Consider the following 21,188-nt stretch of genomic DNA (forward strand, 5'->3'; position numbering starts at 1 on the left):
GTCAGGCCTCCCTCTTCCGGGGCAGCGCGGTGATCCGCAGGTCGGGACCGACCCGCGTAACGTCGGTGATCTCCAGATCGATGGCGTCGGCGATGGTGCTCACGCCGGCGTCGAGCAGCGCGGTCGGGCCGGCGCCGAGCAGCTTCGGCGCGACGTACCCGACGATCTTGTCGACCAGGCCGGCGGCGAGGAACGCGCCGGCCAGCGTCGGCCCGCCCTCCAGCAGCGCGGCCCGCACGCCGCGGTGGTGCAGCTCCGCGAGCAGCGCCGCCAGGTCGACCCGGCCGTCCGGCCCGGCGCCGACCTCCGCGGCGGTGGCCACCCAGGTGCGGGCGGCGCCGTCGCGGACCCGGGCCTCGGCCGGGGTACGCCCCGAGCTGTCCACCACCACCCGCAGCGGCTGCCGGATGGCCATGGTTCCGTCGCGCAGGTTGCGGGCGGTGAGCCGGGGGTCGTCGGTGAGCACGGTGCCCACCCCGGCGAGCACCGCGTCGACGGTGCCGCGCAGCGCGTGCACGTCGATCCGGGCCGCCTCGGAGGTGATCCACATGCTGGTGCCGTCGGCGGCGGCCGAACGCCCGTCGAGCGTGGCCGCGTACTTCCAGATCAGGTACGGCCAGCCCCGGCGCATCGAGGTGAGCCAGGCGACGTTGCCGGCCTCGGCTTCCTGGGCGCGTACCCCGAGGGTCACCTGGACCCCGGCGGAGCGCAGCGTGGCCGCGCCGCCGGAGGCGACCGGGTTGGGGTCGGGCACGGCGACCACGACGCGGGCCACCCCGGCGGCGATGAGCGCGTGGCTGCAGGGGCCGGTGCGGCCGGTGTGGTCGCAGGGCTCCAGGGTGACCACAGCGGTGCCGCCGCGGGCGCGGGCGCCGGCCTGGGCCAGCGCGACGATCTCGGCGTGCGGGCCGCCGGCGTAGGCGTGGAAGCCCTCGCCGACGACCTCGCCGGCGGTGTCGAGCAGCACGCAGCCGACGACCGGGTTGGGGCTGGTGGCGCCGAGGCCGCGCGCGGCCAGTTCGATGGCACGACGCATCGCCTCGTCGACGGAGACGCTCGCCATGGCCGTCTGTCCTCCCGCTCGCCGGTCGCGCGCGGGCGGGTTCGGGAGCAGCGGCCACGAAAGCCGCGGACACGCGGCGGCGGAGAACCCGGGGACGGCGTCGCCGACCCCGGGGAGCCCACGCGGCGGCTGAGGGTGCTCAGCGGCCGGCAGGGGCCTCCCCCGTTCCGCGCGCTGTCTCCCATCCGGACTGTCTGGGGGCGGACGAGCCGCACCCCAACCGTCGGCCCCGGATTCTCACCAGGTCCACCGTCCGGCCGAAGCCGTCCGGGTCGCGGGCTTACCACGGTCGGACCGTGGATCACCGCCGGTTCGGAATTTCACCGAGCCCCGCCAGCGCGTGGTGGGTATACGGGAAGTCTTACACGTTCCGCCCGGGTGCGCGCCAGAGAGGCGAGCTACCTCACAGACGCGCTCAGGTAACGCCGCGCCGGCGGTCCACCGCCACGTACGAGCCGGGCTGGCTCTTGGCCACCGTCTTCATCTCCGAGGCCACCGCGATGGCCTCCAGCGGGTCGGTGAACCGCTTGCCGGAATCGGACAGCGACACCCCGATGGAGAGCGTGACGAGCGCGGCGCGGCGGATGTTGCCGCGCCGGTCCTTCAGCTCGACGAAGCCGCGTTCCCGGTCGGTGGCGTCGTAGAGCGCGTCCGCGGCCTTCTCGAAGTCGACAACGGCCCGGCTGGTCAGCGGCCGGACCTGGCTGGGCGCGCAGACGATCACGAAGTCGTCGCCGCCGACGTGCCCGAGGAACGCCGGCGGCAGCCCGATCGACACCACCGCCCGGTGCAGGCTGCGGGCCAGCGCCGAGATGAACTCGTCGCCGCGCACGAAGCCGTACCGGTCGTTGACGCTCTTGAACCGGTCGATGTCGATGTAGCCCACGGCGTAGTCGACGCCGTTGCGGACCCGGTCGCTGATCTCCCGCCGGATGCGGCTGTTGCCGGGCAGGCCGGTCAGCGGCGAGACCTCGCGGAACTCCTTGTTGCGCCGCAGCGTGGAGTTGACCCGGGCCACCAGCTCCAGCGTGTCGAACGGCTTGACCAGGTAGTCGTCGGCGCCGACGCTCAGCCCGTTGACCTTGTCCTGGGTCATCCCCTTGGCGGTCAGCATGATCACCGGCAGCGCGGAGGTCATCGGGTCGGCGCGCAGCCGCCGGGTCAGCTCCAGGCCGTCGACGCGCGGCATCATCAGGTCCACCACCGCCAGGTCGGGCCGCTGCCGCTCGATGATCTCCAGCGCCTCCTGGCCGTCACTGGCGTGCAGCACCTCGAAACCGTGCAGGCGCAGGTTGAACTCGACGAAGCGGGCGATGTCCTCGTCGTCGTCGACGACCAGGATGACGTCGGGGCGCTCGCCGGCCGCGTCCATCTCAGGCCCCGGTCATCGCACGTTCCGCCAGGCCCCGCAGGCGGCGTACCGCCTCCGCGGGATCGTCGGCGCCGTAGACGGCGGTGCCCGCGCCGACCGCGTCGGCCCCGGCCGCGGCGGCCTGCTCGATGGTGTCCGCGGCGATGCCGCCGTCGACCTCGATGCGCAGCTCCAGGTGGCCGCTGTCGACGTGCCGGCGGGCGGCGCGCACCTTGTCCAGCAGCTGCGGCAGGAACCGCTGGCCGCCGAAACCGGCCTTGATCGTCATGATCAGCAGCGTGTCGAAGCTCGGCAGCAGCTCCAGGTACGGCTCGATCGGGGTGTCCCGGTCGATCGCCAGGCCCGCCTTCGCCCCGGCCGAGCGCAGATCCTTGGCCAGCGCCACCGGGTCGTCGCACGCCTCGGCGTGGAACGTGACGTTGTACGCCCCGGCGTCGGCGTACCCGGGCGCCCAGCGGCGCGGATCGGTGATCATCAGATGCACGTCGAACGGGATCTCGGTCACGGCGCGCAGGCTCTGCACCACCGGCAGCCCGATGGTCAGGTTGGGCACGAAGTGGTTGTCCATGACGTCGACGTGCAGCCAGTCGGCGGCGGGCTCCACGGCACGGACCTCGTCGGCGAGGCGGGCGAAATCGGCGGCCAGGATGCTCGGCGCGACGATCGGCGGCGGTACGGTCACCGGGCCAGTGTACGAACGCGGTGATCCGGAGGTCGCGGCACGGCTCCCGGAGCGACAGGTGGTGAGCCTTCCGTCACCCGTGGTGCATCATCGGGCCATCCGGAGCGGAAAACGGCACGAATAGTCGTCGGTGACTAGCCGATCGATTGAAAGATGACGAAACTCCTACAGGGACGGTCACGTATGCTGCACGCCCGGGCGCGGGGGACGCCGGTCGGGCCTATGGCGACCGGCTGCCATCTCTCCCGGAAGGGGCGGACGATGCGACGGTGGCTCCACGTGCTCGCGCTGGCCGGCGCCGCGACTGCGATGCTCGCCGGCTGCGCTCAGACACACCGGGCCGACGGCGACCTGATCGACGACTGGACGGCGCTGCCGGCGCCGCGGCTGTTCGTACCGGCGACAGACGCGTGCCTGCCCCGGCTCACCACGGTGGTGGCCGCCGCCACGTACGAGACCGTCGACTGCGCGGGCAGCCACCTGGCCGAGACGGTGCACGTCGGCACGTTCACCGGGCCGGAGACGCTCGGCGACCGCCCCGAGCCGGGCACCCCCGCGCTGCGGACCGCGCGCGCCGAGTGCGACCGGAGCGCCCGGGAGATGATCGGCGGGGACTGGCACGCCGCCCGGCTCACGCTGAACATCGCGCTGCCGACTGTGGCCGCCTGGGGCGCCGGCGCGCGCTGGTTCCGCTGCGACCTGGCCGAGACCGACAGCATCGACAACACCCGTCCGATCAACCGGGTCGGCAGCCTGCGCGGCGCGCTGGTCGGCGACAACCCGCTCGTGCACAGGTGCTTCGACCCGAAGCTGATCGGCAAGAACCTCAACTACATGGCCCCGGTGCTCTGCACCGAGCCGCACCGCGCGGAGTTCGTCGGCGTGTACGAGGAACGCGACATGAGCTGGGCGGAGTTCACCAAGGGCGCGCCCGCCACGCACCGGCGCTGCATGACGCTGATCGCCCAGTTCGCCGAGGTGCCGGACAACGCCGAGCTGCCGTACCGGGCCGGGTCCATCTACTACCCACCGTCGCAGCGGGAGTGGGAGGAGGGCGACCGGGGGGTGCGTTGTTTCCTGTGGAGCGACGACCGCAAGCTCAACCGATCGGTGCGCGGCGCCGGTCCCGAGGGGCTCCCGGTGACCTGATCGGCTGCCGTATGCTGCACCGCCGAGGCGTACCGGGGGGCCGGTCGGCTCCGGACGCACGGGGAGGTCGGTCGCGATGCGGCGTTTGTGGGTGGCGGTCACCGTGTCAACGGTGGCGGCGCTGGCGCTCGGCGGCTGCGCCGCGCCGGCCGGAGTGGACCGCGACCTGACCGACGACTGGCCCGCGTTCGCCGCGCCGGTCGGCTTCGTGCCGAGCACCGGGGCCTGTCACCCCACCGTCGCCGACGTCGGCTACCTCAGCGGCTACCAGCCGGTCGACTGCGCCGCCACCCACCGCGCCGAGACGCTGCACGTCGGCACGATGAGCGGCCCGGAGGCGGAGCGCTCCGCCCCGCCGCGCACCGGCTCGGCCGGCATGCGCGCCGCGCACGGCGACTGCGCCCGCCAGGTCACCCAGGCCCTCGGCGGGGACTGGCGCTCCGGGCGGCTGCGGCTGTCGGTGGTCTTCCCCTCGGCGCTCGCCTGGTCCGGCGGGGCCCGCTGGTACCGCTGTGACGTCGCCGAGGTGACCGACCTGGACCGGGGCGACGTGGCCGAGCGCACCGGCAGCCTGCGGGGCGCGCTGAAGCCCGGCTCGAAGCTGGCGCTGGGCTGCTTCAACCCGAAGATGAGCAAGGACGACGTGCAGGAGATGCGGCCGGTGGCCTGCACCGCGAAGCACCACGCCGAGTTCGTCGGCGTCTACCAGGCGCCGGACATCAGCTACGCCGAGTTCGAGCGCACCCCGCTGCGTACGCACAAGGCGTGCCGCGGGCTGATCGCCAAGTACGCGAAGCTGCCCGACGACGGCAACATGCAGTACCGGGCCGGCACCATCATCTACCACCCGTACGCGGAGCAGTGGCGCGACGGCGACCGGGGCGTGCAGTGCTTCCTCTGGGTCTCCGACCGGGCGCTGACCCGCTCGGTGAAGGGCGCGGGCGCCAAGGCGCTGCCGATCACCTGAGCCACGGGCGGGGCGGGCCGGCGCCCACCCCGCCCGTGTCCGCTCAGCCGACCTGCAGCGTCACGTCGTCCACGACGAAGCTGGTCTGCAACGACGAGTCCTCGACCCCGGTCCACTTCAGCGTGACCGTCTGCCCGGCGTACGCGGCCAGGTTGAAGGTGCGCTGGGTGTAGCCGGTGGCCTTGTTCAGGTTCGAGTACGTGGCCAGCGTGGTCGAGCCGACCTGCACGGTGAGCTTGTCGTACGCGGTCGAGCTGGTCGTCTCGGCCGAGTCGATGTGCAGCCAGAACGAGAACGTGTAGCTGCTGCACCCGGACGGCAGCGTGACCGACTGGGACAGCGTGTCGGTACGCGAGGAGCCGTACCCGTTCAGCCACGCCTTGTACGACCCGGTGCGGGCCGCCTGGCTGGAGCTGTTGGTGATCACGCCGGAGCTGGCCGTCCACGGCGTGGTGCCGGACTCGAAGCTGCTGTTGCCGATGAGCTGGCCGCCGGTGCAGCCGCCGCTCCCGCCGGTCACGGTGATCGTGTAGCTGGCGGTGCGGGTGGCCGAGCCGGTGCCGGTCACGGTGAGCGTGAACGTGCCGGTGGTGGCCGTTGACGAGGCGCTGACGGTCATGGTGGACGAGCCGCCCGAGGTGACCGAGGACGGGCTGAAGCTCACCGACACGCCGCTCGGGGCGCCACTGGCGGACAGCGCCACGGTCTGCGGGCTGCCGGAGGTGGTGGCGGTGCTGACGGTGGCGGTGGTGGAGCCGCCCCGGGCGACGCTGCCGGAGGTGGGGCTCACCGAGACGGAGAAGTCGTTGGCGGGTGTGCCGCCGCCGACCGCGAGCGCCCAGATCGTGTACGCGACGCCGTCCGCGGCCCGGTTCAGGATGGTCGTGTTGATGTTGCTGGTGTTGTCGCAGGAGCGGTGGTAGCAGCCGTCGTACGCCGCGCCCGCGGTGCCGCCCCACTTGCTGGCCTGCGCCGACGTCTTGGTGTAGCTGGCGCCCGCCGCGTAGCCGGAGGTCTGGATGCCGGCGTTGGCGAACGAGTAGTCGTCGGAGCGGCCCTGACCCTCGGTGTTCTCCTCCGGCGAGATGCCGAACGAGTCCCAGTACGCCTTCAGCGGCGCCGCGGTGGCCGAGGTGATCCGGTTGATGAAGTAGCCGCCGTTGGGCGAGCCGACCATGTCGAAGTTGTAGTAGCCCTTGATGTAGCCGCGCTGGGTGGAGCTGAGCTGGTTGACGTAGTGCTTGGAGCCCTGCAGGCCCTGCTCCTCGCCGTTCCACCAGGCGAACCGAACCCGCTTGGTCATGGTCGGGTTCTGCGCGGCCAGCACCAGCGCGTTCTCCAGCAGCACCGACGAGCCGGAGGCGTTGTCGTTGATGCCCGGCCCGGCGGCCACGCCGTCCAGATGCGCGCCGAACATGACGACCTGGTCCGACGGGCCCTGCGGCCACTCGGCGATCAGGTTGTTGCCCGGGTAGGTGCAGGTGGAGCAGTTCTGCTCGGTGACCGTGTAGCCGGCCGCCTGGAGCTTGCCCTTCACGTAGTTGACCGACGCGGTGTAGCCGGCCGAGCCGGCGCGCCGGTTGCCGCCGTTGCTGGTGGCGATGGAGTTGAACTGGGTGAGGTGGGCCTGGATGTTGCTGAGGGAGACGTCCGGCGCGGCGAGCGCGGCGACGGCCGGGGCAGGGGCGGCGGCCGGCGCGGGCGCGGCGGAGGCGGTGCCGGCCAGGCTCGCCGTCGTCAGGGTGGCGACGAGGGCGAGCGCGAGGCTCGTGGTCGGCGTTCTGCGTCTCATGGAGACTCCTCGTGGGGGTTCGGCGGGCGGGGTGCCGGGACCGGTGGTCGAAACAGTTACATGCATCGATCAGACAGTCAACGGGCTGTCACATCCCACCGGCCCCCTCCCCCCACCGGGATGCCGCACACGCTCCATCGCTCCCCATTTCTCCGCATGACGAGCAAGGAGTTCGTGTCCGGGCACGGCGGACACGAACTCCTTGATCGACTGCGAGAGGTGGGTCAGTTCCGGCGCAGGACCGCCAGGAACATGGCGTCGGTGCCGTGACGGTGCGGCCACAGCTGCACCGTGGGGCCGTCCCCCAGGCCCGGCATGCCGGCCGGCAGCAGCGGCCGCGCGTCGACGAAATCGACGCCGAGGCCGCAGCCCGGGGCCGCCTCGGTCACCGTCACGTGCGTCTCCACCACGTGCGGCGAACACGTCACGTACGCGACCAGGCCACCCGGCCGGGCCGCCCGCAACGCGGCGGTCAGCAGCTCACGCTGCAACCGGGTCAGCGGCGGCAGGTCCGACGGCTGGCGACGCCATCGCGCCTCCGGCCGGCGGCGCAGCGCGCCCAGCCCGGTGCACGGCGCGTCGACGAGCACCCGGTCGAAGTGCCCCTCCGGCAGCTTCGGGTCGCTGCCCACGCTGCGCCCGTCGGTGTTCAGCACGGTCACCGGCAGCCCACGGGTGGCCTGCTCCACCAGCCGCGCCCGGTGCTCGGCCACCTCGACCGCCGTCAGCCGCGCGCCCCGCGTCGCGGCCAGCGCGCCGAGCAGACCGGACTTGCCGCCCGGACCGGCGCACAGATCCAGCCACCGGCCGTCCGGGCCGTCCAGCGGCGCCGCCGCCAGCGCGTCCGCCACCAGCTGGGAGCCCTCGTCCTGCACGTGCGCGCGGCCGTCGGCCACCGCCGCCAGGTCACCCGGCGCGCCGCCGGGCAGATAGACCGCGTACGGCGAGAACGCGCCGGGCGCGCCGCCCACCTCGTCGGCCAGCGCCACCGGGTCGGCCAGGCCCGGCCGGGCGCACAGGTGCACCGGCGGGCGCTCGTTGTCCTCGATGAGCAGCCGGGTCGTCTCGCCCATGTCGCCGCCGAGCGCCTCGGCGAACGACCGCACGATCCACTGCGGATGGCTGTACGCCAGCGCGAGGTGCCCGACCGGGTCGGTCTCCTGCGCCGGGGCGAGCTTGGCCACCCAGGCGTCGGCGTCCCGGCTGGTGATCTCCCGCAGCACCGCGTTGGCGAACCCGGTCGCGCCCGGCCCCACCGACCGGACCAGGTCCACGGTGGACGACACCGCGGCGTGCGCGGGCACCCGCATGTGCAGGATCTGGTACGCCCCGAGCCGCAGCGCGTCGCGCACCGGCGGGTCGATGCGCTGCACGTCCCGCCCGGCCGCGTCGGTCACGATCGCGTCGAGCGTGCCGGTGTGCCGCAGCGTGCCGTAGGTCAGCTCGGTGGCGAACGCGGCGTCCCGGCCGGTCAGACCCGCCTCGCGCAGCATCGCCGGGAGCACCAGGTTGGCGTACGCGTCGTCGCGGTGCACCGCCGCGATCGCCTCGTAGGCGACCTGCCGGGGCAGGTCCACGGCCGGACGGGCCGGACGCCCGCCCCGCCGGTCGCCACCGAACCGGTCCCCGCCGCGCCGGTCGCCGCCGGGCCGCTCGGAGCGCTGCCGGTCGGAGCGCTGCCGGTCGCCGAACCGCTCGTCGCCGCGCTGACGCTCGCCACCAGGCCGGTCACCGGAGCGCTGGCGGTCGCCGTACCCCCGCTGACGCTCGCCCTCGACGGGCCGGTCCGGACGCGACGGCCCCGTCACGCGAACACCTCGCCGGCGGTGACCCGGGCGCCGCGCGCCCAGTCGCCGGCGGGCATGGCCTTCTTGCCCGCGGCGCGCACCTCACCGAGGCGCACCGGCGTGGTGGCGGTGCCGACGAGCACACCGGACTTCGCCACGTGCAGCTCCCCGGGCTTCAGCTCCGGGCCGTCGTCCACCGGCGTGACCGGACCGAGCTTGACCCGGTCGTCGCGGAACGTCGTCCACGGGCCGGGCGCGGGGGTGCAGGCGCGGACGCGCCGGTCCACCGCGAACGCGGGGTCGCCCCAGCGGACCCGGGCGTCCTCGACCGTCAGCTTCGGGGCGAGCGAGACGCCGTCGACCGGCTGCGGCACGGCGCGGGCGGTGCCGGCGCCGATCGCGTCGAGCACCGCGACCAGCAGCCCGGCGCCGGAGTGCGCGAGCCGCTCCAGCAGGTCGCCGGAGGTGTCGGACGGGCGGATCTCGTCGGTGACCGTGCCGTAGACCGGGCCGGTGTCCAGCCCGGCCTCCAGCTCGAAGACGCTGGCCCCGGTCACCTCGTCGCCGTGCAGCACCGCGTGCTGCACCGGCGCGGCGCCGCGCCAGGCGGGCAGCAGCGAGAAGTGCAGGTTGATCCAGCCGTGCCGGGGGATCTCCAGCGCCACCGGCGGCACCAGCGCGCCGTAGGCGACCACCGGTACGCAGTCCGGCGCCAGCTCGCGCAGCCGGTCGAGGAACTCCGGCTCGCGCGGGCGGGCCGGGGTGAGCACCTCGACGCCGTGCGCGTCGGCCCACGCGCCCACGGGCGAGCGGACCAGCCCCCGGCCGCGCCCGGCCGGGGCGTCGGGGCGGGTGACCACGGCGAGCAGTTCGTGTCCGGAGGCGGCGATCGCGTCCAGGGCCGGTACGGCGACGGCCGGCGTGCCGGCGAAGACCAGGCGCATCCGGGTCACCGCCCCAGGCCGAACGGGTTGCCGGCGGCGTGCGGGCTGAGCTTGACGGTGGGCGGGGCGGCCTGGTCGTACCACTCGGCCTGCCGGATCGCCTTCATGGCCTCCTTGCGGCCGGCCGGGTCGAGCCGGTCGACGAAGAGCACGCCGTCGAGGTGGTCGGTCTCGTGCTGCACGCAGCGGGCCATCAGGCCGGTGCCGACGATCTGCAGCGGGTCGCCGTAGCCGTTGAAGCCCTTGGCGATCACGTTCTGCCGGCGCTTGGTGTCGAAGTAGAGCCCGGGGATGGACAGGCAGCCCTCCGGGCCGTCCTGCTCCTCTTCGTCGGGGAACTCCAGCACCGGGTTGACCAGGTGGCCGAGGACGTCGTCGACGTCGAAGGTGAACACCCGCAGGCCCACCCCGAGCTGCGGCGCGGCGAGGCCGGCGCCGCTCTGCTCGCGCATCGTGTCGGTCAGGTCGGCGATCAGCTTGCGCAGCTCGGCGTCGAAGTCGACGACCGGGTCGGCCGGCGTGCGCAGCACCGGATCGCCGAACAGACGGATGGGCTGGACGGTCACTCGGCGTGGCTCCTTGTCTGGGTCGAACGATGCGCGTCCAGTCTACGGAGTCGGCCCGGCCGCCCCGGGTGGCGTACCGGGAACGGTGACCGGGGACGCCTCCCGGCCGACGCGCACCGGCAGCGTGGCGTGACCACGCAGCGTGAGCCGGACGCGCCGCTCGGGCCGGCCCGCCACGGCGAGGCCGGGCAGCCGGCGCAGCAGCAGCGGGAACGCCACCTGCGCCTCCAGCCGGGCCAGCGCCGCGCCGAGGCAGTAGTGCGGCCCGGCGCCGAAGGACAGCGGGTGGACCTGCGGACGCCACGGGTCGAAGCGCGCCGGCTCCGGATAGCGGCGCGGATCACGGTTGGCCGCGCCGAGCATCACGATCACCCAGCTCTCCGGCGGCAGGTCGACGTCGCCGTACCGGGCCGGCGCGGTGCTCATCCGGGACGTGAGCTGCACCGGCGAGTCGTAGCGCAGCAGCTCGTCGACGTACCCGGGGGCGAACTCCGGGTGCTCGGCCAGCGTCGCCGCCGCGCGCGGGTGCTCCAGCAGCGCCACCAGGCCGTTGCCGAGCAGGTTGGTGGTGGTCTCGAAGCCGGCCACCAGCAGCACGATCAGGTTGGCCAGCAACTCGTCGCCGGAGAGCCGGTCACCGCCGTCGTGCGCCTGCACCAGCGCGCTGGTCAGGTCGTCGGCCGGCGCCCGGCGGCGCGCCGACACCAGCTCGGTGAAGTAGGCGCGCAACTCGCTCGCGCCCCGGTCGGCGACCGCCAGCTCCTCTTCGGTGATCTCCGGTTCCAGCACGCCGGTCAGGTCGGTGGCCCAGCGCCGGAACAACGGCCGGTCCGCCGCCGGCACGCCGAGCAGCGCGCAGATCACCCCGACCGGCAGCGGGTACGCGAACCCGGCCATGAAGTCGACCGGCCCCTCGGCGGCGAGCATCGCGTCGACCAGCTCGTCGGCCTGCGCCCGCACCACGTCGTGCATGGCGGCGATCCGGCGCGGGGTGAACGCGCCCGCCGCCAGCCGCCGCATCCGGCTGTGGTCGGGCGGGTTGGTGCGCAGCATCGACCGGGAGATCGACAGAATCGCCGGGCTCTCCCGCCAGCCGGGCATGAACTGGTCGCGCAGCGCGTCGTCCAGCACCCCGAACCGGGCGTCGCGCAGGATCGCGTCGGCCTCGGCGTACCCGGTGACCACGAAGAAGACCGGGCCGGCCTGGACCACCGGGCCGTGCGCGCGCAGCAGCTCGTACGTCGGGTAGGGGTCGACACGACCCTCGGGGGACATCAGCAGCGCGAGCGCGTCGGCAGGATCCACGGTCCGCCTCCCCAGGCGTCGGAGACCCCCATCATGCTCCGCGCCGCCCGAGGGTGGTCAACCCGTCACGGCGAGACGGCGGTATCCACCGCGGTCAGGCGCCCCCGCCCGGCTCCCCGGCCAGCACCGGGCCGCCGTCGAGCAGCGCGTGCTCGGGCAGCGGCAGCGTGATGCCGTGGGCGTCCTCCCAGTCGTGGATCAGCCCCGGCCGGGCCTGCGTGGTGAAGAAGTCGACGGCGCTCATCCCGCCGACCACCGGCTCGTCCACCTCGGCGACCAGCCGGGCGGGGACCATCGGCAGGCCGGCGCGCACCGCCGAGCTGAGCCGCCGGTGCCCGTCGACGACGAAGAAGTACTCGCCGGTGTAGCCGATGCTCAGCGGCTCCGGCTCCTCGCCGCTCTCGGCCAGCTCGGCGGCGAGGTCGGCGTCCCACAGGCCCCGCAGCGCGGACACGTCCTCGGTGGGGTAGACCCGGGTCGGGTCGAGCAGCAGCAGCGGCTGACCGGCGCGCAGCACGTCCGCGCCGAGGCGGCCCTCGTAGACGTCGATGACGTGCTGGATGACCTGCTCCGGGTTGGCCCGGGTGGTGTCGCAGATCAGGTCGTAGTTGCGCAGGCGGGCCTTGTCGACGCCGTAGCGGACGATGAACCGGCCCCGCTCGCTCTCGCTGCGCTCGCGCAGCTTGGTCCGCGCCTCCTCCAGCGAGGTGTAGCTCTCGGCCGGGCCGGACGGGCGGGCCAGCACGCGCCGGGCCGCCTCGGTCGGCTCGGTGATCATGTGCACCTTGAGCGCGTCGGTGAAGAAGTGCCAGGCCAGGCGGGAGTCCATGACCAGCGACTCGCCGGAGGCGGCGATGTCGCGCTGGAGCTGGTCGACGTAGCCGTCGACCGCCTGGTCCAGCTCGGCGTGCAGGTTGAGCTGCAGAGCGGTCATCTGCCGCTCCTGGGCCATCTGGCGGTAGAGGTCGCCGACGCTGACCCGGCGCAGCCCCAGCCGCTTGGCGATCTCGACCGAGACGGTGCTCTTGCCACTGCCGAGGTCACCGTTGAAGACGATCGACTGACGAACGGTCACGACTGGTCCACCCCTGCTCACCGGCTGACTGACGACATCGAGTGTCGGCCCGACGTGCTCTGGCACCCGCCGCGCCGCGTCCCGCGCGGGGAAACCGCGCGGCTGGGCATGACGGGCGATGCTATCACCGCCCGCTACCCAATTGCCGGACCAGGTGTGCGGCAAACCCCAGCTCACGACCGTGCGCGAGGGGCCGCGTGCGCAGTGTCACGCGGCGGCGGCCGGTCAGAACAGCACGAGCGGATCGACCTGCAGGCGTACCGGACCGGCGGCCTTGCGGGCGCTGCGCTGGCCGGCGGCGGCGTGCAGCGCCTCGGCCAGCGCGGCGGCCCGGGACCGGGGCACCCGCACGAGCATCCGCTCCCGGCCCTCGTCGGCCGGCACCGGTCCGAGCACCTCGGCGCCGTCCGGCAGCCGGGCGCCGTCCAGCAGGTCGCTGACCGCCTCGGCGACACCGGTGACGCTCGCCATCCGCACCGCCGGGGGGAAGCCCAGCTCGCGCCGCTCGGCCAGCTCGCGGGCGGCGAACCAGGCGGAGTCCCAGCGCAACAACGCCTGCACCGGCGCGAGCGCGCCGTCCGCGACCACCACCACCCGCCCGCCGGCCGTACCGGGCCGGGCCAGCGCGGCGGCGGCCATCCACCGCCGCAGCGCCTCCTCACCGGCCCGCAGGTCGGCCCGGGTCAGCAGCGCCCAGGAGTCGAGCAGCAGCACCGCGCCGTAGCCGCCGTCGGCCACCGGCTCGGCGCCCGGCGTGGCGATCACCAGCCCGGCCCCGCCCGGCACCGTGGCGAGCACCTCCTCCCGCCCCGAGGTCCGCACCGGCACGCCCGGGAACGCCCGGCCCAGCTCCTCGGCCGTGCGCCGGGCGCCGGTGACCGAGGCGCGCAGCCGCCGCCCACCGCACTCCGGGCAGGCGTACGCGGCGGCCACCCGGCCGCACCAGCGGCAGGCGGGCGTGCCCTGCGCCGAGGGCAGCGCGAGCGGCCCGGCGCAGTGCGGGCAGCGGGCCGGGGTCCGGCAGTCGGCGCAGGCCACCGACGGCACGTAACCCCGGCGCGGCACCTGCACCAGCACCGGCAGGTCCGCGCGCAGCGCGTCCCGGGCGCTGGTCCAGGCCAGGCTCGGCAGCCGCGCCGAGGCCGCGCCGGGATCGCGGGCCAGTTGCGGGTCGTCGCCGGTGGGCGCCATGGCCGGGGTACGCGCGCGCACCACCGCCCGGTCGGCCACCACCTCCCGGGCCCAGGACGTCTCCACCAGCAGCTGCGCCTCGGCGCTGCGGGCGTACCCGCCGACCAGGGCGGCGGCGTCGCCGAGCCGCGCCCGGGTGAGCAGCACGTCCCGGGCGTGCGGGTAGGGCGCGCGGGGCTCGGCGTGCAGGTCGTCGCCGTCGTCCCAGATCGCCACCAGGCCGAGCCGCTCCACCGGGGCGAACATGGCCGCCCGGGTGCCGATCACCACTGCCACGTCGCCGCGCCGGGCCGCCAGGAACGCCCGGTAGCGGCGGGCCGGGCCGTCGGCGGCGGTGAGGCGCACGTGCCGCCCCGCGCCGAGCACGGCGGTCAGGGCGGCGTCGAGCCGGTCCAGGTCACGGGCGTCGGCCACCACGACCACTGCGCCCCGGCCACCGGCCACGGTGGCGGCCACCGCGTCGGCGTACCGGCCGGCCCAGTCCTCCCCCGGCAGCGCCGACCAGACCGCGCGGGCGGGCCGGCCGTCGGTGAGCGCCCGCAGCAGCGCCGGCCCGGCCGGGTAGTCCCGCCAGCCGCGCGGGTCCACCTCCGCCCGGCCTCCCGGCCTGGCGTCCGCGTCGGCGGGCGCGTCGGGGTCGGCGGGCGCGTCCGCGTCGGCGGTGACGGCCTTCTCGGCGCGGGCGTGCCGGGGCGGCACCGCCAGCCTCAGCACGTCGGCGAGGCTGCCCGCGTACCGGTCGGCGACCGCACGGGCCAGCCGGGCCACCTCCGGGGAGAGCACCGGCACCGGCGAGACGATCTTCTCCAGGTACGCCAGTTTCGGGTGCGCGGAGGACTCGGCGCGCTCCAGCAGCCAGCCGTCGACCAGCTGCCCGGCGAAGCGCACCTTCACCCGTACCCCCGGTTGCGCCTCGGCGTCGAGCGCCTCCGGCACCAGGTAGTCGAACGGGCGGTCCAGGTGCGGCAGGGGCACGTCCACGCAGACGCGCGCGACCGGCGACCCCTGCGCGGGTCGCCGGTCGCGGCGCGTGGCGGCGGTCAGGCTCCCGCGGCCGACTTGAGGTCGGCGGCCCGGTCGGTGCCCTCCCAGGTCAGGTCCGGCAGCTCCCGGCCGAAGTGGCCGTACGCGGCGGTCTGCTGGTAGATCGGGCGGAGCAGGTGCAGGTCCCGGATGATGGCGGCCGGGCGCAGGTCGAACACCTCGGCGACGGCCTTCTCGATCGAGGCGACCGGCACCGTCTCGGTGCCGAACGTCTCGATGAACAGGCTCACCGGGTGGGCCTTGCCGATCGCGTACGCGACCTGGGCCTCGCACCGCTCGGCCAGCCCGGCGGCGACCACGTTCTTGGCCACCCAGCGCATCGCGTACGCGGCCGAGCGGTCGACCTTCGAGGGGTCCTTGCCGGAGAACGCGCCGCCGCCGTGGCGCGCGTACCCGCCGTAGGTGTCCACGATGATCTTCCGGCCGGTCAGGCCGGCGTCACCCATCGGGCCGCCGATCTCGAAGCGCCCGGTCGGGTTGACCAGCAGCCGGTAGCCCTCGGTCTCCAGGCCGAGGCCCTCCAGCTCCGGGGTGATGACGTGGTCCCGGATGTCCGGGGTGAGCAGCGACTCCAGCGAGATGTCGGCCGCGTGCTGGCTGGACACGACGACGGTGTTGAGCCGGACCGGGCGCAGCCCGTCGTACTCGATGGTCACCTGGGTCTTGCCGTCCGGCCGCAGGTAGGGGATGGTGCCGTCCTTGCGGACCGTGGCGAGCCGGCGCGCCAGCCGGTGCGCCAGCGCGATCGGCAGCGGCATCAGCTCGGGCGTCTCGGAGCAGGCGAAGCCGAACATCATGCCCTGGTCACCGGCGCCCTGCGCGTCCAGCGCGCTCTCCGACCCGCCGGTACGCAGCTCGAAGGCGTTGTCGACGCCCTGGGCGATGTCCGGCGACTGGGCGCCGATGGACACGCTGACGCCGCAGGACGCGCCGTCGAAGCCCTTCTTCGACGAGTCGTAGCCGATGCCGAGAATGGTCTCCCGGACGATGGTGGGGATGTCGGCGTACGCCTTCGTGGTCACCTCACCGGCCACGTGCACCTGACCGGTGGTGATCAGCGTCTCCACCGCGACCCGGCTGTGCGGGTCCTGGGCGAGCAGCGCGTCGAGAATGCCGTCACTGATCTGGTCGGCGATCTTGTCCGGGTGGCCCTCCGTGACCGATTCGGACGTGAAGAGACGTGTCACGGCACTCCTAAGCATGTGAAGACTTTTAAAGGTCGCTCGGCGGCAGTTTAGCCATCCTCGTTCCGCCGCGACCCCCTGAACGCGGGCCGACCAACCGTCAGGAACGTGACGGCAACCGCGGACAGACGAGGTCCCAGACGGCGTCGGCCAGGGCCTCCTTGGGCTGCTCGGCCAGCCGGTGCACGGCGCCGTCGGCGCCGATCACGGTGGCCGCGTTGGTGTCGGCGCCGAAGACCTTGTCCACGCCGACCTCGTTGACGACGATCATGTCGGCTCCCTTGCGGGCCAGTTTGGCCCGGCCGTTGGCCTCCGCGTCGTCGGTCTCCGCGGCGAAGATCACCAGCACCTGGCCGGGGCGGCGGACGCGACCCAGCTCGGCGGCGATGTCCGGGTTGGTGACCAGCTCGATGGTCGGCGCGACACCGTCGTCCGACTTCTTGATCTTCCCGGTGGCGTAGCTGGCCGGCCGGAAGTCGGCGGGCGCGGCGGCCATCACCACGGCGTCCGCGTCGGCGGCCGCCGCCAGCGTCGCCGTGCGCAGCTCCTCGGTGGTGCCCACCCGGACCAGGTCCACCCCCGCCGGATCGGGCAGCGCCACGTTCGCCGCGACCAGCGTCACCCGGGCGCCCCGGGCCACGGCGGCGCGGGCGAACGCGTACCCCTGCTTGCCGGAGGACCGGTTGCCCAGGAACCGGACCGGGTCCAGCGGCTCGCGGGTGCCCCCGGCGGTGACCACCACGTGCCGGCCGGCCAGGTCGGCCTCGGCCTCGACGCCGCGGGCCAGGGCCCGTCGGGCCACCGCGAAGATCTCCGCCGGGTCGGGCAGCCGGCCCTTGCCGGTGTCCCGCCCGGTGAGCCGCCCCACGGCCGGCTCGATCACCCGGACGCCGCGCGAGCGCAGCGTGGCCACGTTCGCCACGGTCGCCGGGTGCTCCCACATCTCGGTGTGCATGGCCGGCGCCAGCAGCACCGGGCAGCGCGCGGTCAGCAGCGTGTTTGTCAGCAGGTCGTCGGCGAGGCCGTGGGCGGCCTTGGCGAGCAGGTCAGCGGTGGCCGGGGCGACCACGACCAGGTCGGCGTGCTGCCCGAGCCGCACGTGCGGCACCTCGTGCACGTCGGACCAGACGTCGTCGGCCACCGGCTGGCCGGACAGGGCCGCCCAGGTCGGCGCCCCGACGAAACGGAGCGCCGAGGCGGTCGGCACCACCCGGACCCGGTGACCCGACTCGGTGAAGAGCCGGAGCAGCTCACACGCCTTGTAGGCGGCGATGCCGCCGCCGACCCCGAGGACGATCTCGGCGGGCATCGGCGCGGGCGCGGTTACGGCTGGTCGGTCGGCTCAGCGGTGAGCAGGCCCGCGTTGATCTCGCGCATGGCGATGGAGAGCGGCTTCTCCTGCGGGGTGGTCTCCACCAGCGGGCCGACGTACTCCAGCAGGCCCTCACCGAGCTGGCTGTAGTAGGCGTTGACCTGACGGGCGCGCTTGGCGGCGAAGATGACCAGCGCGTACTTCGAGGTGGTCTTCTCGAGCAGCTCGTCGATCGGCGGGTTGGTGATGCCCTCGGGGTTGGTGGCGATGGATCCCACGAATTAAACCTCTGCGTCTCGTGCGCCGCCCGCGGGCGGTCGGGCCGGAGCCAGGAAGGACGAACCGAGCAATCCTACCAGCTCCGCCGCGGCGCGCTCGGTGTGGTCGTGTGCCACGGCGTGGGCGAAGAGGGCCGCGACGTCCGGGTCGGCCCGGTACGCCGGCGGCGCGAGCAGCACCAGCCGGGCGCCGGGCGCCGCCGCCCGTACCGCGAGCGCGCCGCCCAGGTCCAGCGGCAGCAGCACCGGCCGGCCCGCGGCGAGCCGCGTCCGTACCTCGGCCCGGGGCACCCCCCGGCGGTACGGCCCGATGCGGCACCACTCCAGCAGTTCCCCGGCGGCGATCAGCTGGTCGAAGGCGGGCGCGTCGAGGAAGACGCGGTCCACGCCGTCCCGCTCGTCGGGGCGGGGCGGCCGGGTGGTGGCGACCACCGGCACCCAGACAGACGCAAGGCGCGCCCGGACCGCCTCGACCACACTGCTCCGGCCGGCCCCGGAGGGACCGGACAGGACAGTGAGCCGAGCCGCCGAGCGCGCCTCGTCATCCGTGCTCACCGCTTGTTTCTACACGGCGGGCCGTTCAGTTCGCGGCGAACTCCCCGAGCAGAGCCTTGCGCTGCTGCTCGCCGAGGCCGCGCAGGCGACGGCTGTCCGCGATCTTGAGCTTCTCCATGATCTGGGTGGCCCGGATCTTGCCGATGCCCGGCATCGCCTGGAGCACGGCCGAAACCTTCAGCTTGCCCACGACGTCGTCGGACTCGGCCCGCTCGAGGACGGTGGCGAGGGTGGTCTTGCCCTGCTTGAGCTGCTCCTTCAGCTCAGCGCGGGCCTTGCGGATCTCCGCGGCCTTCTCCAGCGCGGCAGCGCGCTGTTCGGGGGTCAGTGACGGGAGCGGCACCAGTTCTCCTCAGGTCCCTAGTACGGCGGGCGGAGCGCCCCACCGCATCTGTGAAACGTGGTGTCGCTGGCAACCAAAGGGGTCCGTGGTTCCCAGCGCGGGGAAAACTAGCGGTCAACGGAGATTTCGGCAACGTGGGCGCGCGATGATCAACGGAAAGTGACCGAGCCGTCAGTCAGCCTACGGCGTCCAGGGCGCTCCGGCACTCGGCCAGCGCCCGCTCGGCGGCAGCGCGCAGAGCGTCCGGGTCCGGTCCCGCGCCGAGCACCTCCCGGGAGTACGACGGGAGCACCGACGGCAGCGCGGCGCCGAAGACGGTGCGCAACCCGGCGGGCGTGCCGCCCTGCGCGCCCAGGCCCGGAGCGAGCAGCGGACCGTTCACCGAGCCGAGGTCGTGACCGGTCTCGCCGACCGTCGCGCCGACCACCAGACCGAAGCTTCCGAGCGGCTCCGCACCCCGGTTGAGCTGGGAAATCTCGTCGATCACGGTCTGCGCGACGGTGCGCCCGTCGGCCCCGACGGCACGCTGCACGGAGGCGCCCTCCGGGTTCGAGGTGAGGGCCAGGACGAAGACCCCGCCACCGTGCTCGGCTGCGGTGGAGAACATCGGCGCGAGTGAACCTACTCCCAGGTAGGGGCTCGCGGTCACCGCATCGACATACATCGGGCTGGATGGATCGAGGTACGCCGACGCGTACGCGGCCACCGTCGAGCCGATGTCGCCGCGCTTCACGTCAAGCAGAACGAGCGCTCCCAGATCTCGCAACTGTCGGATAGTTGACTCAAGCACCCCGACGCCGCGCGAGCCGAAGCGCTCGAAGAACGCCGACTGCGGCTTGACCACGGCCACCCGGTCCCCGATCGCCTCCACCACGGTGCGGCAGAACCGGTCGAGTCCGTCGACGTCGTCGGTCAGCCCCCAGCCGGCCAGCAACCCGGGGTGCGGATCGATCCCCACGCACAGCGGCCCTCGCTCCGCCACGGCCCGGTGCAGTCGGGCGCCGAACGTCTCCATCGCGTCTCTCCTCTCCCCGCGGCCCCGGGCCGCCTGGGCGTGTCCGGCGACGGCCTTCCCGTCGCGCCCTGTCGAACTCGGCCGGGCTCAGCCGGCCTTCACCGCCGCGGCCACCCCGGCCGCGATCCGCGCCACGTCCGCGGCGTCGCAGACGTACGGCGGCATGGTGTAGACGAGATCCCGGAACGGGCGCAGCCACACCCCCTGCGCCACCGCGGCGGCGGTCGCCCGGGGCAGGTCCACCTCGTGGTCGAGCTGCACCACCCCGATCGCGCCGAGCACCCGTACGTCGGCCACGCCGGGCGCGCCGCGCAACGGCGCCAGGCCGGCCCGCAGGCCCTCGGCGATCCCCGCCACCCGGCCGGCCCAGTCCCCGGCCCGCAGAAGCTCCAGGGAGGCGTTGGCGACCGCGCAGGCGAGCGGGTTGCCCATGAACGTCGGTCCGTGCGCCAGCACCCCGTCGGCGGAGATCGCCCGCGCCACCTCGGGCGTGCAGAGCGCCGCGGCCAGCGTCAGGTACCCGCCGGTGAGCGCCTTGCCGACGCAGAGCACGTCCGGGGCCACCCCGGCGTGCTCGGCGGCGAACATCCTCCCGGTCCGGCCGAAGCCGGTGGCGATCTCGTCGAAGACCAGCAGGATGCCGTGCTTCCGGGTCACCTCGCGCAGCACACGCAGATAGTGCGGGTGGTGGAACCGCATCCCGCCGGCGCCCAGCAGCACCGGCTCGACGATCACCGCGGCCAGCTCGTCGGCGTGCCGCTCCACGGCGTCCACCAGAGCCGCCTCGTACGCCGGGTCGGGCGGCGCGTCGAAGCCGGACGGCGGCGCCGGCGCGAACACTTGCCGGGGCAGCACGTCGCCCCAGAGGTGGTGCATGCCGCCCTCCGGGTCGCAGACGCTCATCGGGTGGAACGTGTCACCGTGGTAGCCGCCCCGCCAGGTGCCCAGCCGGCGGCGCTGCGGGCGTCCCCGCGCCCGCTGGTACTGCAGGCACATCTTCACCGCGACCTCGACGCTCACCGAGCCGGAGTCGGCCAGGAAGACGTGTTCCAGGCCGTCCGGGGTCAGCTCGACGAGCGTGCGCGCCAGGCGTACCGCCGGCTCGTGGGTGAGCCCGCCGAACATCACGTGGCTCATCCGCCCGAGCTGGCCGGTCACCGCGGCGTCGAGCGCCGGGTGCCGGTAGCCGTGGATCGCCGCCCACCACGACGACATGCCGTCGACCAGCTCCCGCCCGTCGCCCTGCCGCAGCCGCACCCCTTGCGCGCTGTCCACGACGTACGGCGCGCCGGCGGAGGGCATCGCGGCGTACGGATGCCACACGTGCCGCCGGTCCGCGTCCAGAATCTCCTCAGGCGTCACGTCTCCTCCTTCACCCCTCCCCGCCGCCCCCTCTCTTCCCGCGCGATCTTGCGGTTGCTGCCCCTGCCGCGCCCGGAATGAGGGGGTGTGCCGGGGCCGCGAGTGCAAGATCGCGGGGAAGAGAGGGGTGGGTCAGGGGTGGGTGGTCCGGGTTATGGCTCTCGTCAGGGCGGGGCCGCGGTAGGTGATGCCGGTGTAGAGC

19 protein-coding genes and 1 riboswitch are annotated in these 21,188 nt (G+C 74.2%); of the genes, 2 read left to right on the plus strand and 17 right to left on the minus strand.

Annotation, left to right across the window (positions count from 1 at the left end):
- Position 1 precedes the first annotated feature (1 nt).
- The 3 genes from ribD to rpe all read right to left on the minus strand — a co-directional run bounded on the left by ribD (position 2) and on the right by rpe (position 3,117).
- Entirely contained in the window at positions 2 to 1,063 is a 1,062-nt protein-coding gene (gene ribD, locus BAW75_RS17965) for a bifunctional diaminohydroxyphosphoribosylaminopyrimidine deaminase/5-amino-6-(5-phosphoribosylamino)uracil reductase RibD (protein ID WP_104114311.1), read from the minus strand.
- 169 nt (positions 1,064 to 1,232) lie between these two features.
- Positions 1,233 to 1,405: riboswitch (FMN riboswitch) on the minus strand.
- A 73-nt stretch (positions 1,406 to 1,478) separates the two neighbouring features.
- Positions 1,479 to 2,435: a response regulator gene (locus BAW75_RS17970; RefSeq protein ID WP_043324938.1), complete on the minus strand. Its 957-nt coding sequence runs from the start codon at positions 2,433 to 2,435 to the stop codon at positions 1,479 to 1,481.
- Between the two features lies 1 nt (position 2,436).
- A complete protein-coding gene (gene rpe / locus BAW75_RS17975) occupies positions 2,437 to 3,117 on the minus strand; it encodes a ribulose-phosphate 3-epimerase (RefSeq protein ID WP_104114312.1) in 681 nt (226 codons plus the stop codon).
- Positions 3,118 to 3,378: 261 nt separating this feature from the next.
- Here rpe and BAW75_RS17980 point away from each other — a divergent pair, with 261 nt between their 5' ends.
- Both BAW75_RS17980 and BAW75_RS17985 read left to right on the plus strand, forming a co-directional pair.
- Positions 3,379 to 4,266 (plus strand): septum formation family protein, encoded by an 888-nt coding sequence (locus tag BAW75_RS17980; RefSeq protein ID WP_104114313.1) that lies wholly within the window; start codon positions 3,379 to 3,381, stop codon positions 4,264 to 4,266.
- Positions 4,267 to 4,342: 76 nt separating this feature from the next.
- The gene (locus tag BAW75_RS17985) at positions 4,343 to 5,233 is read left to right on the plus strand and encodes a septum formation family protein (protein ID WP_104114314.1); all 891 of its coding nucleotides are present in this window, start codon (positions 4,343 to 4,345) and stop codon (positions 5,231 to 5,233) included.
- A gap of 43 nt (positions 5,234 to 5,276) precedes the next feature.
- Here BAW75_RS17985 and BAW75_RS17990 read toward each other — a convergent pair whose 3' ends face one another.
- The 14 genes from BAW75_RS17990 to BAW75_RS18055 all read right to left on the minus strand — a co-directional run bounded on the left by BAW75_RS17990 (position 5,277) and on the right by BAW75_RS18055 (position 20,986).
- Positions 5,277 to 7,025 (minus strand): M28 family peptidase, encoded by a 1,749-nt coding sequence (locus tag BAW75_RS17990; RefSeq protein WP_104114315.1) that lies wholly within the window; start codon positions 7,023 to 7,025, stop codon positions 5,277 to 5,279.
- Between the two features lie 224 nt (positions 7,026 to 7,249).
- A complete protein-coding gene (locus tag BAW75_RS17995) occupies positions 7,250 to 8,833 on the minus strand; it encodes an RsmB/NOP family class I SAM-dependent RNA methyltransferase (RefSeq protein WP_104114316.1) in 1,584 nt (527 codons plus the stop codon).
- The gene (gene fmt, locus BAW75_RS18000; RefSeq protein WP_104114323.1) at positions 8,830 to 9,756 is read right to left on the minus strand and encodes a methionyl-tRNA formyltransferase; all 927 of its coding nucleotides are present in this window, start codon (positions 9,754 to 9,756) and stop codon (positions 8,830 to 8,832) included. The genes BAW75_RS17995 and fmt overlap by 4 nt, the downstream gene beginning before the upstream one ends.
- 5 nt (positions 9,757 to 9,761) lie before the next feature.
- A complete protein-coding gene (gene def, locus BAW75_RS18005) occupies positions 9,762 to 10,322 on the minus strand; it encodes a peptide deformylase (protein WP_043324943.1) in 561 nt (186 codons plus the stop codon).
- 42 nt (positions 10,323 to 10,364) lie between these two features.
- Positions 10,365 to 11,627: a cytochrome P450 gene (locus BAW75_RS18010; protein ID WP_104114317.1), complete on the minus strand. Its 1,263-nt coding sequence runs from the start codon at positions 11,625 to 11,627 to the stop codon at positions 10,365 to 10,367.
- A gap of 94 nt (positions 11,628 to 11,721) precedes the next feature.
- On the minus strand, positions 11,722 to 12,702 hold the full coding sequence (locus BAW75_RS18015) for an AAA family ATPase (RefSeq protein WP_104114318.1): 981 nt from the start codon (positions 12,700 to 12,702) through the stop codon (positions 11,722 to 11,724).
- 225 nt (positions 12,703 to 12,927) lie between these two features.
- Complete coding sequence (locus tag BAW75_RS18020; protein WP_104114319.1) at positions 12,928 to 14,874, minus strand: primosomal protein N'; 1,947 nt, start codon at positions 14,872 to 14,874, stop codon at positions 12,928 to 12,930.
- A gap of 59 nt (positions 14,875 to 14,933) precedes the next feature.
- Positions 14,934 to 16,124, minus strand: coding sequence for a methionine adenosyltransferase (metK, locus tag BAW75_RS18025; protein ID WP_223201130.1), 1,191 nt, complete (start codon positions 16,122 to 16,124; stop codon positions 14,934 to 14,936).
- A 97-nt stretch (positions 16,125 to 16,221) separates the two neighbouring features.
- Positions 16,222 to 17,430, minus strand: coding sequence for a bifunctional phosphopantothenoylcysteine decarboxylase/phosphopantothenate--cysteine ligase CoaBC (gene coaBC, locus BAW75_RS18030; RefSeq protein WP_064448504.1), 1,209 nt, complete (start codon positions 17,428 to 17,430; stop codon positions 16,222 to 16,224).
- Positions 17,431 to 17,444: 14 nt separating this feature from the next.
- On the minus strand, positions 17,445 to 17,711 hold the full coding sequence (gene rpoZ, locus BAW75_RS18035; RefSeq protein WP_013285517.1) for a DNA-directed RNA polymerase subunit omega: 267 nt from the start codon (positions 17,709 to 17,711) through the stop codon (positions 17,445 to 17,447).
- 3 nt (positions 17,712 to 17,714) lie between these two features.
- The gene (locus BAW75_RS18040) at positions 17,715 to 18,266 is read right to left on the minus strand and encodes a guanylate kinase (RefSeq protein ID WP_104114320.1); all 552 of its coding nucleotides are present in this window, start codon (positions 18,264 to 18,266) and stop codon (positions 17,715 to 17,717) included.
- A gap of 25 nt (positions 18,267 to 18,291) precedes the next feature.
- Positions 18,292 to 18,609 carry an integration host factor, actinobacterial type gene (gene mihF / locus BAW75_RS18045; RefSeq protein ID WP_013285515.1) on the minus strand — a complete coding sequence of 106 codons (318 nt, stop codon included), beginning with the start codon at positions 18,607 to 18,609 and terminating at the stop codon, positions 18,292 to 18,294.
- Between the two features lie 175 nt (positions 18,610 to 18,784).
- Positions 18,785 to 19,624, minus strand: a complete 840-nt coding sequence (pyrF, locus tag BAW75_RS18050) for an orotidine-5'-phosphate decarboxylase (RefSeq protein WP_064448506.1) — start codon at positions 19,622 to 19,624, stop codon at positions 18,785 to 18,787.
- An 87-nt stretch (positions 19,625 to 19,711) separates the two neighbouring features.
- Positions 19,712 to 20,986, minus strand: a complete 1,275-nt coding sequence (locus BAW75_RS18055; RefSeq protein ID WP_104114321.1) for an adenosylmethionine--8-amino-7-oxononanoate transaminase — start codon at positions 20,984 to 20,986, stop codon at positions 19,712 to 19,714.
- Positions 20,987 to 21,188 lie beyond the last annotated feature (202 nt).

It is taken from the genome of Micromonospora chalcea (genome assembly GCF_002926165.1).
Lineage (GTDB): Bacteria > Actinomycetota > Actinomycetes > Mycobacteriales > Micromonosporaceae > Micromonospora > Micromonospora chalcea.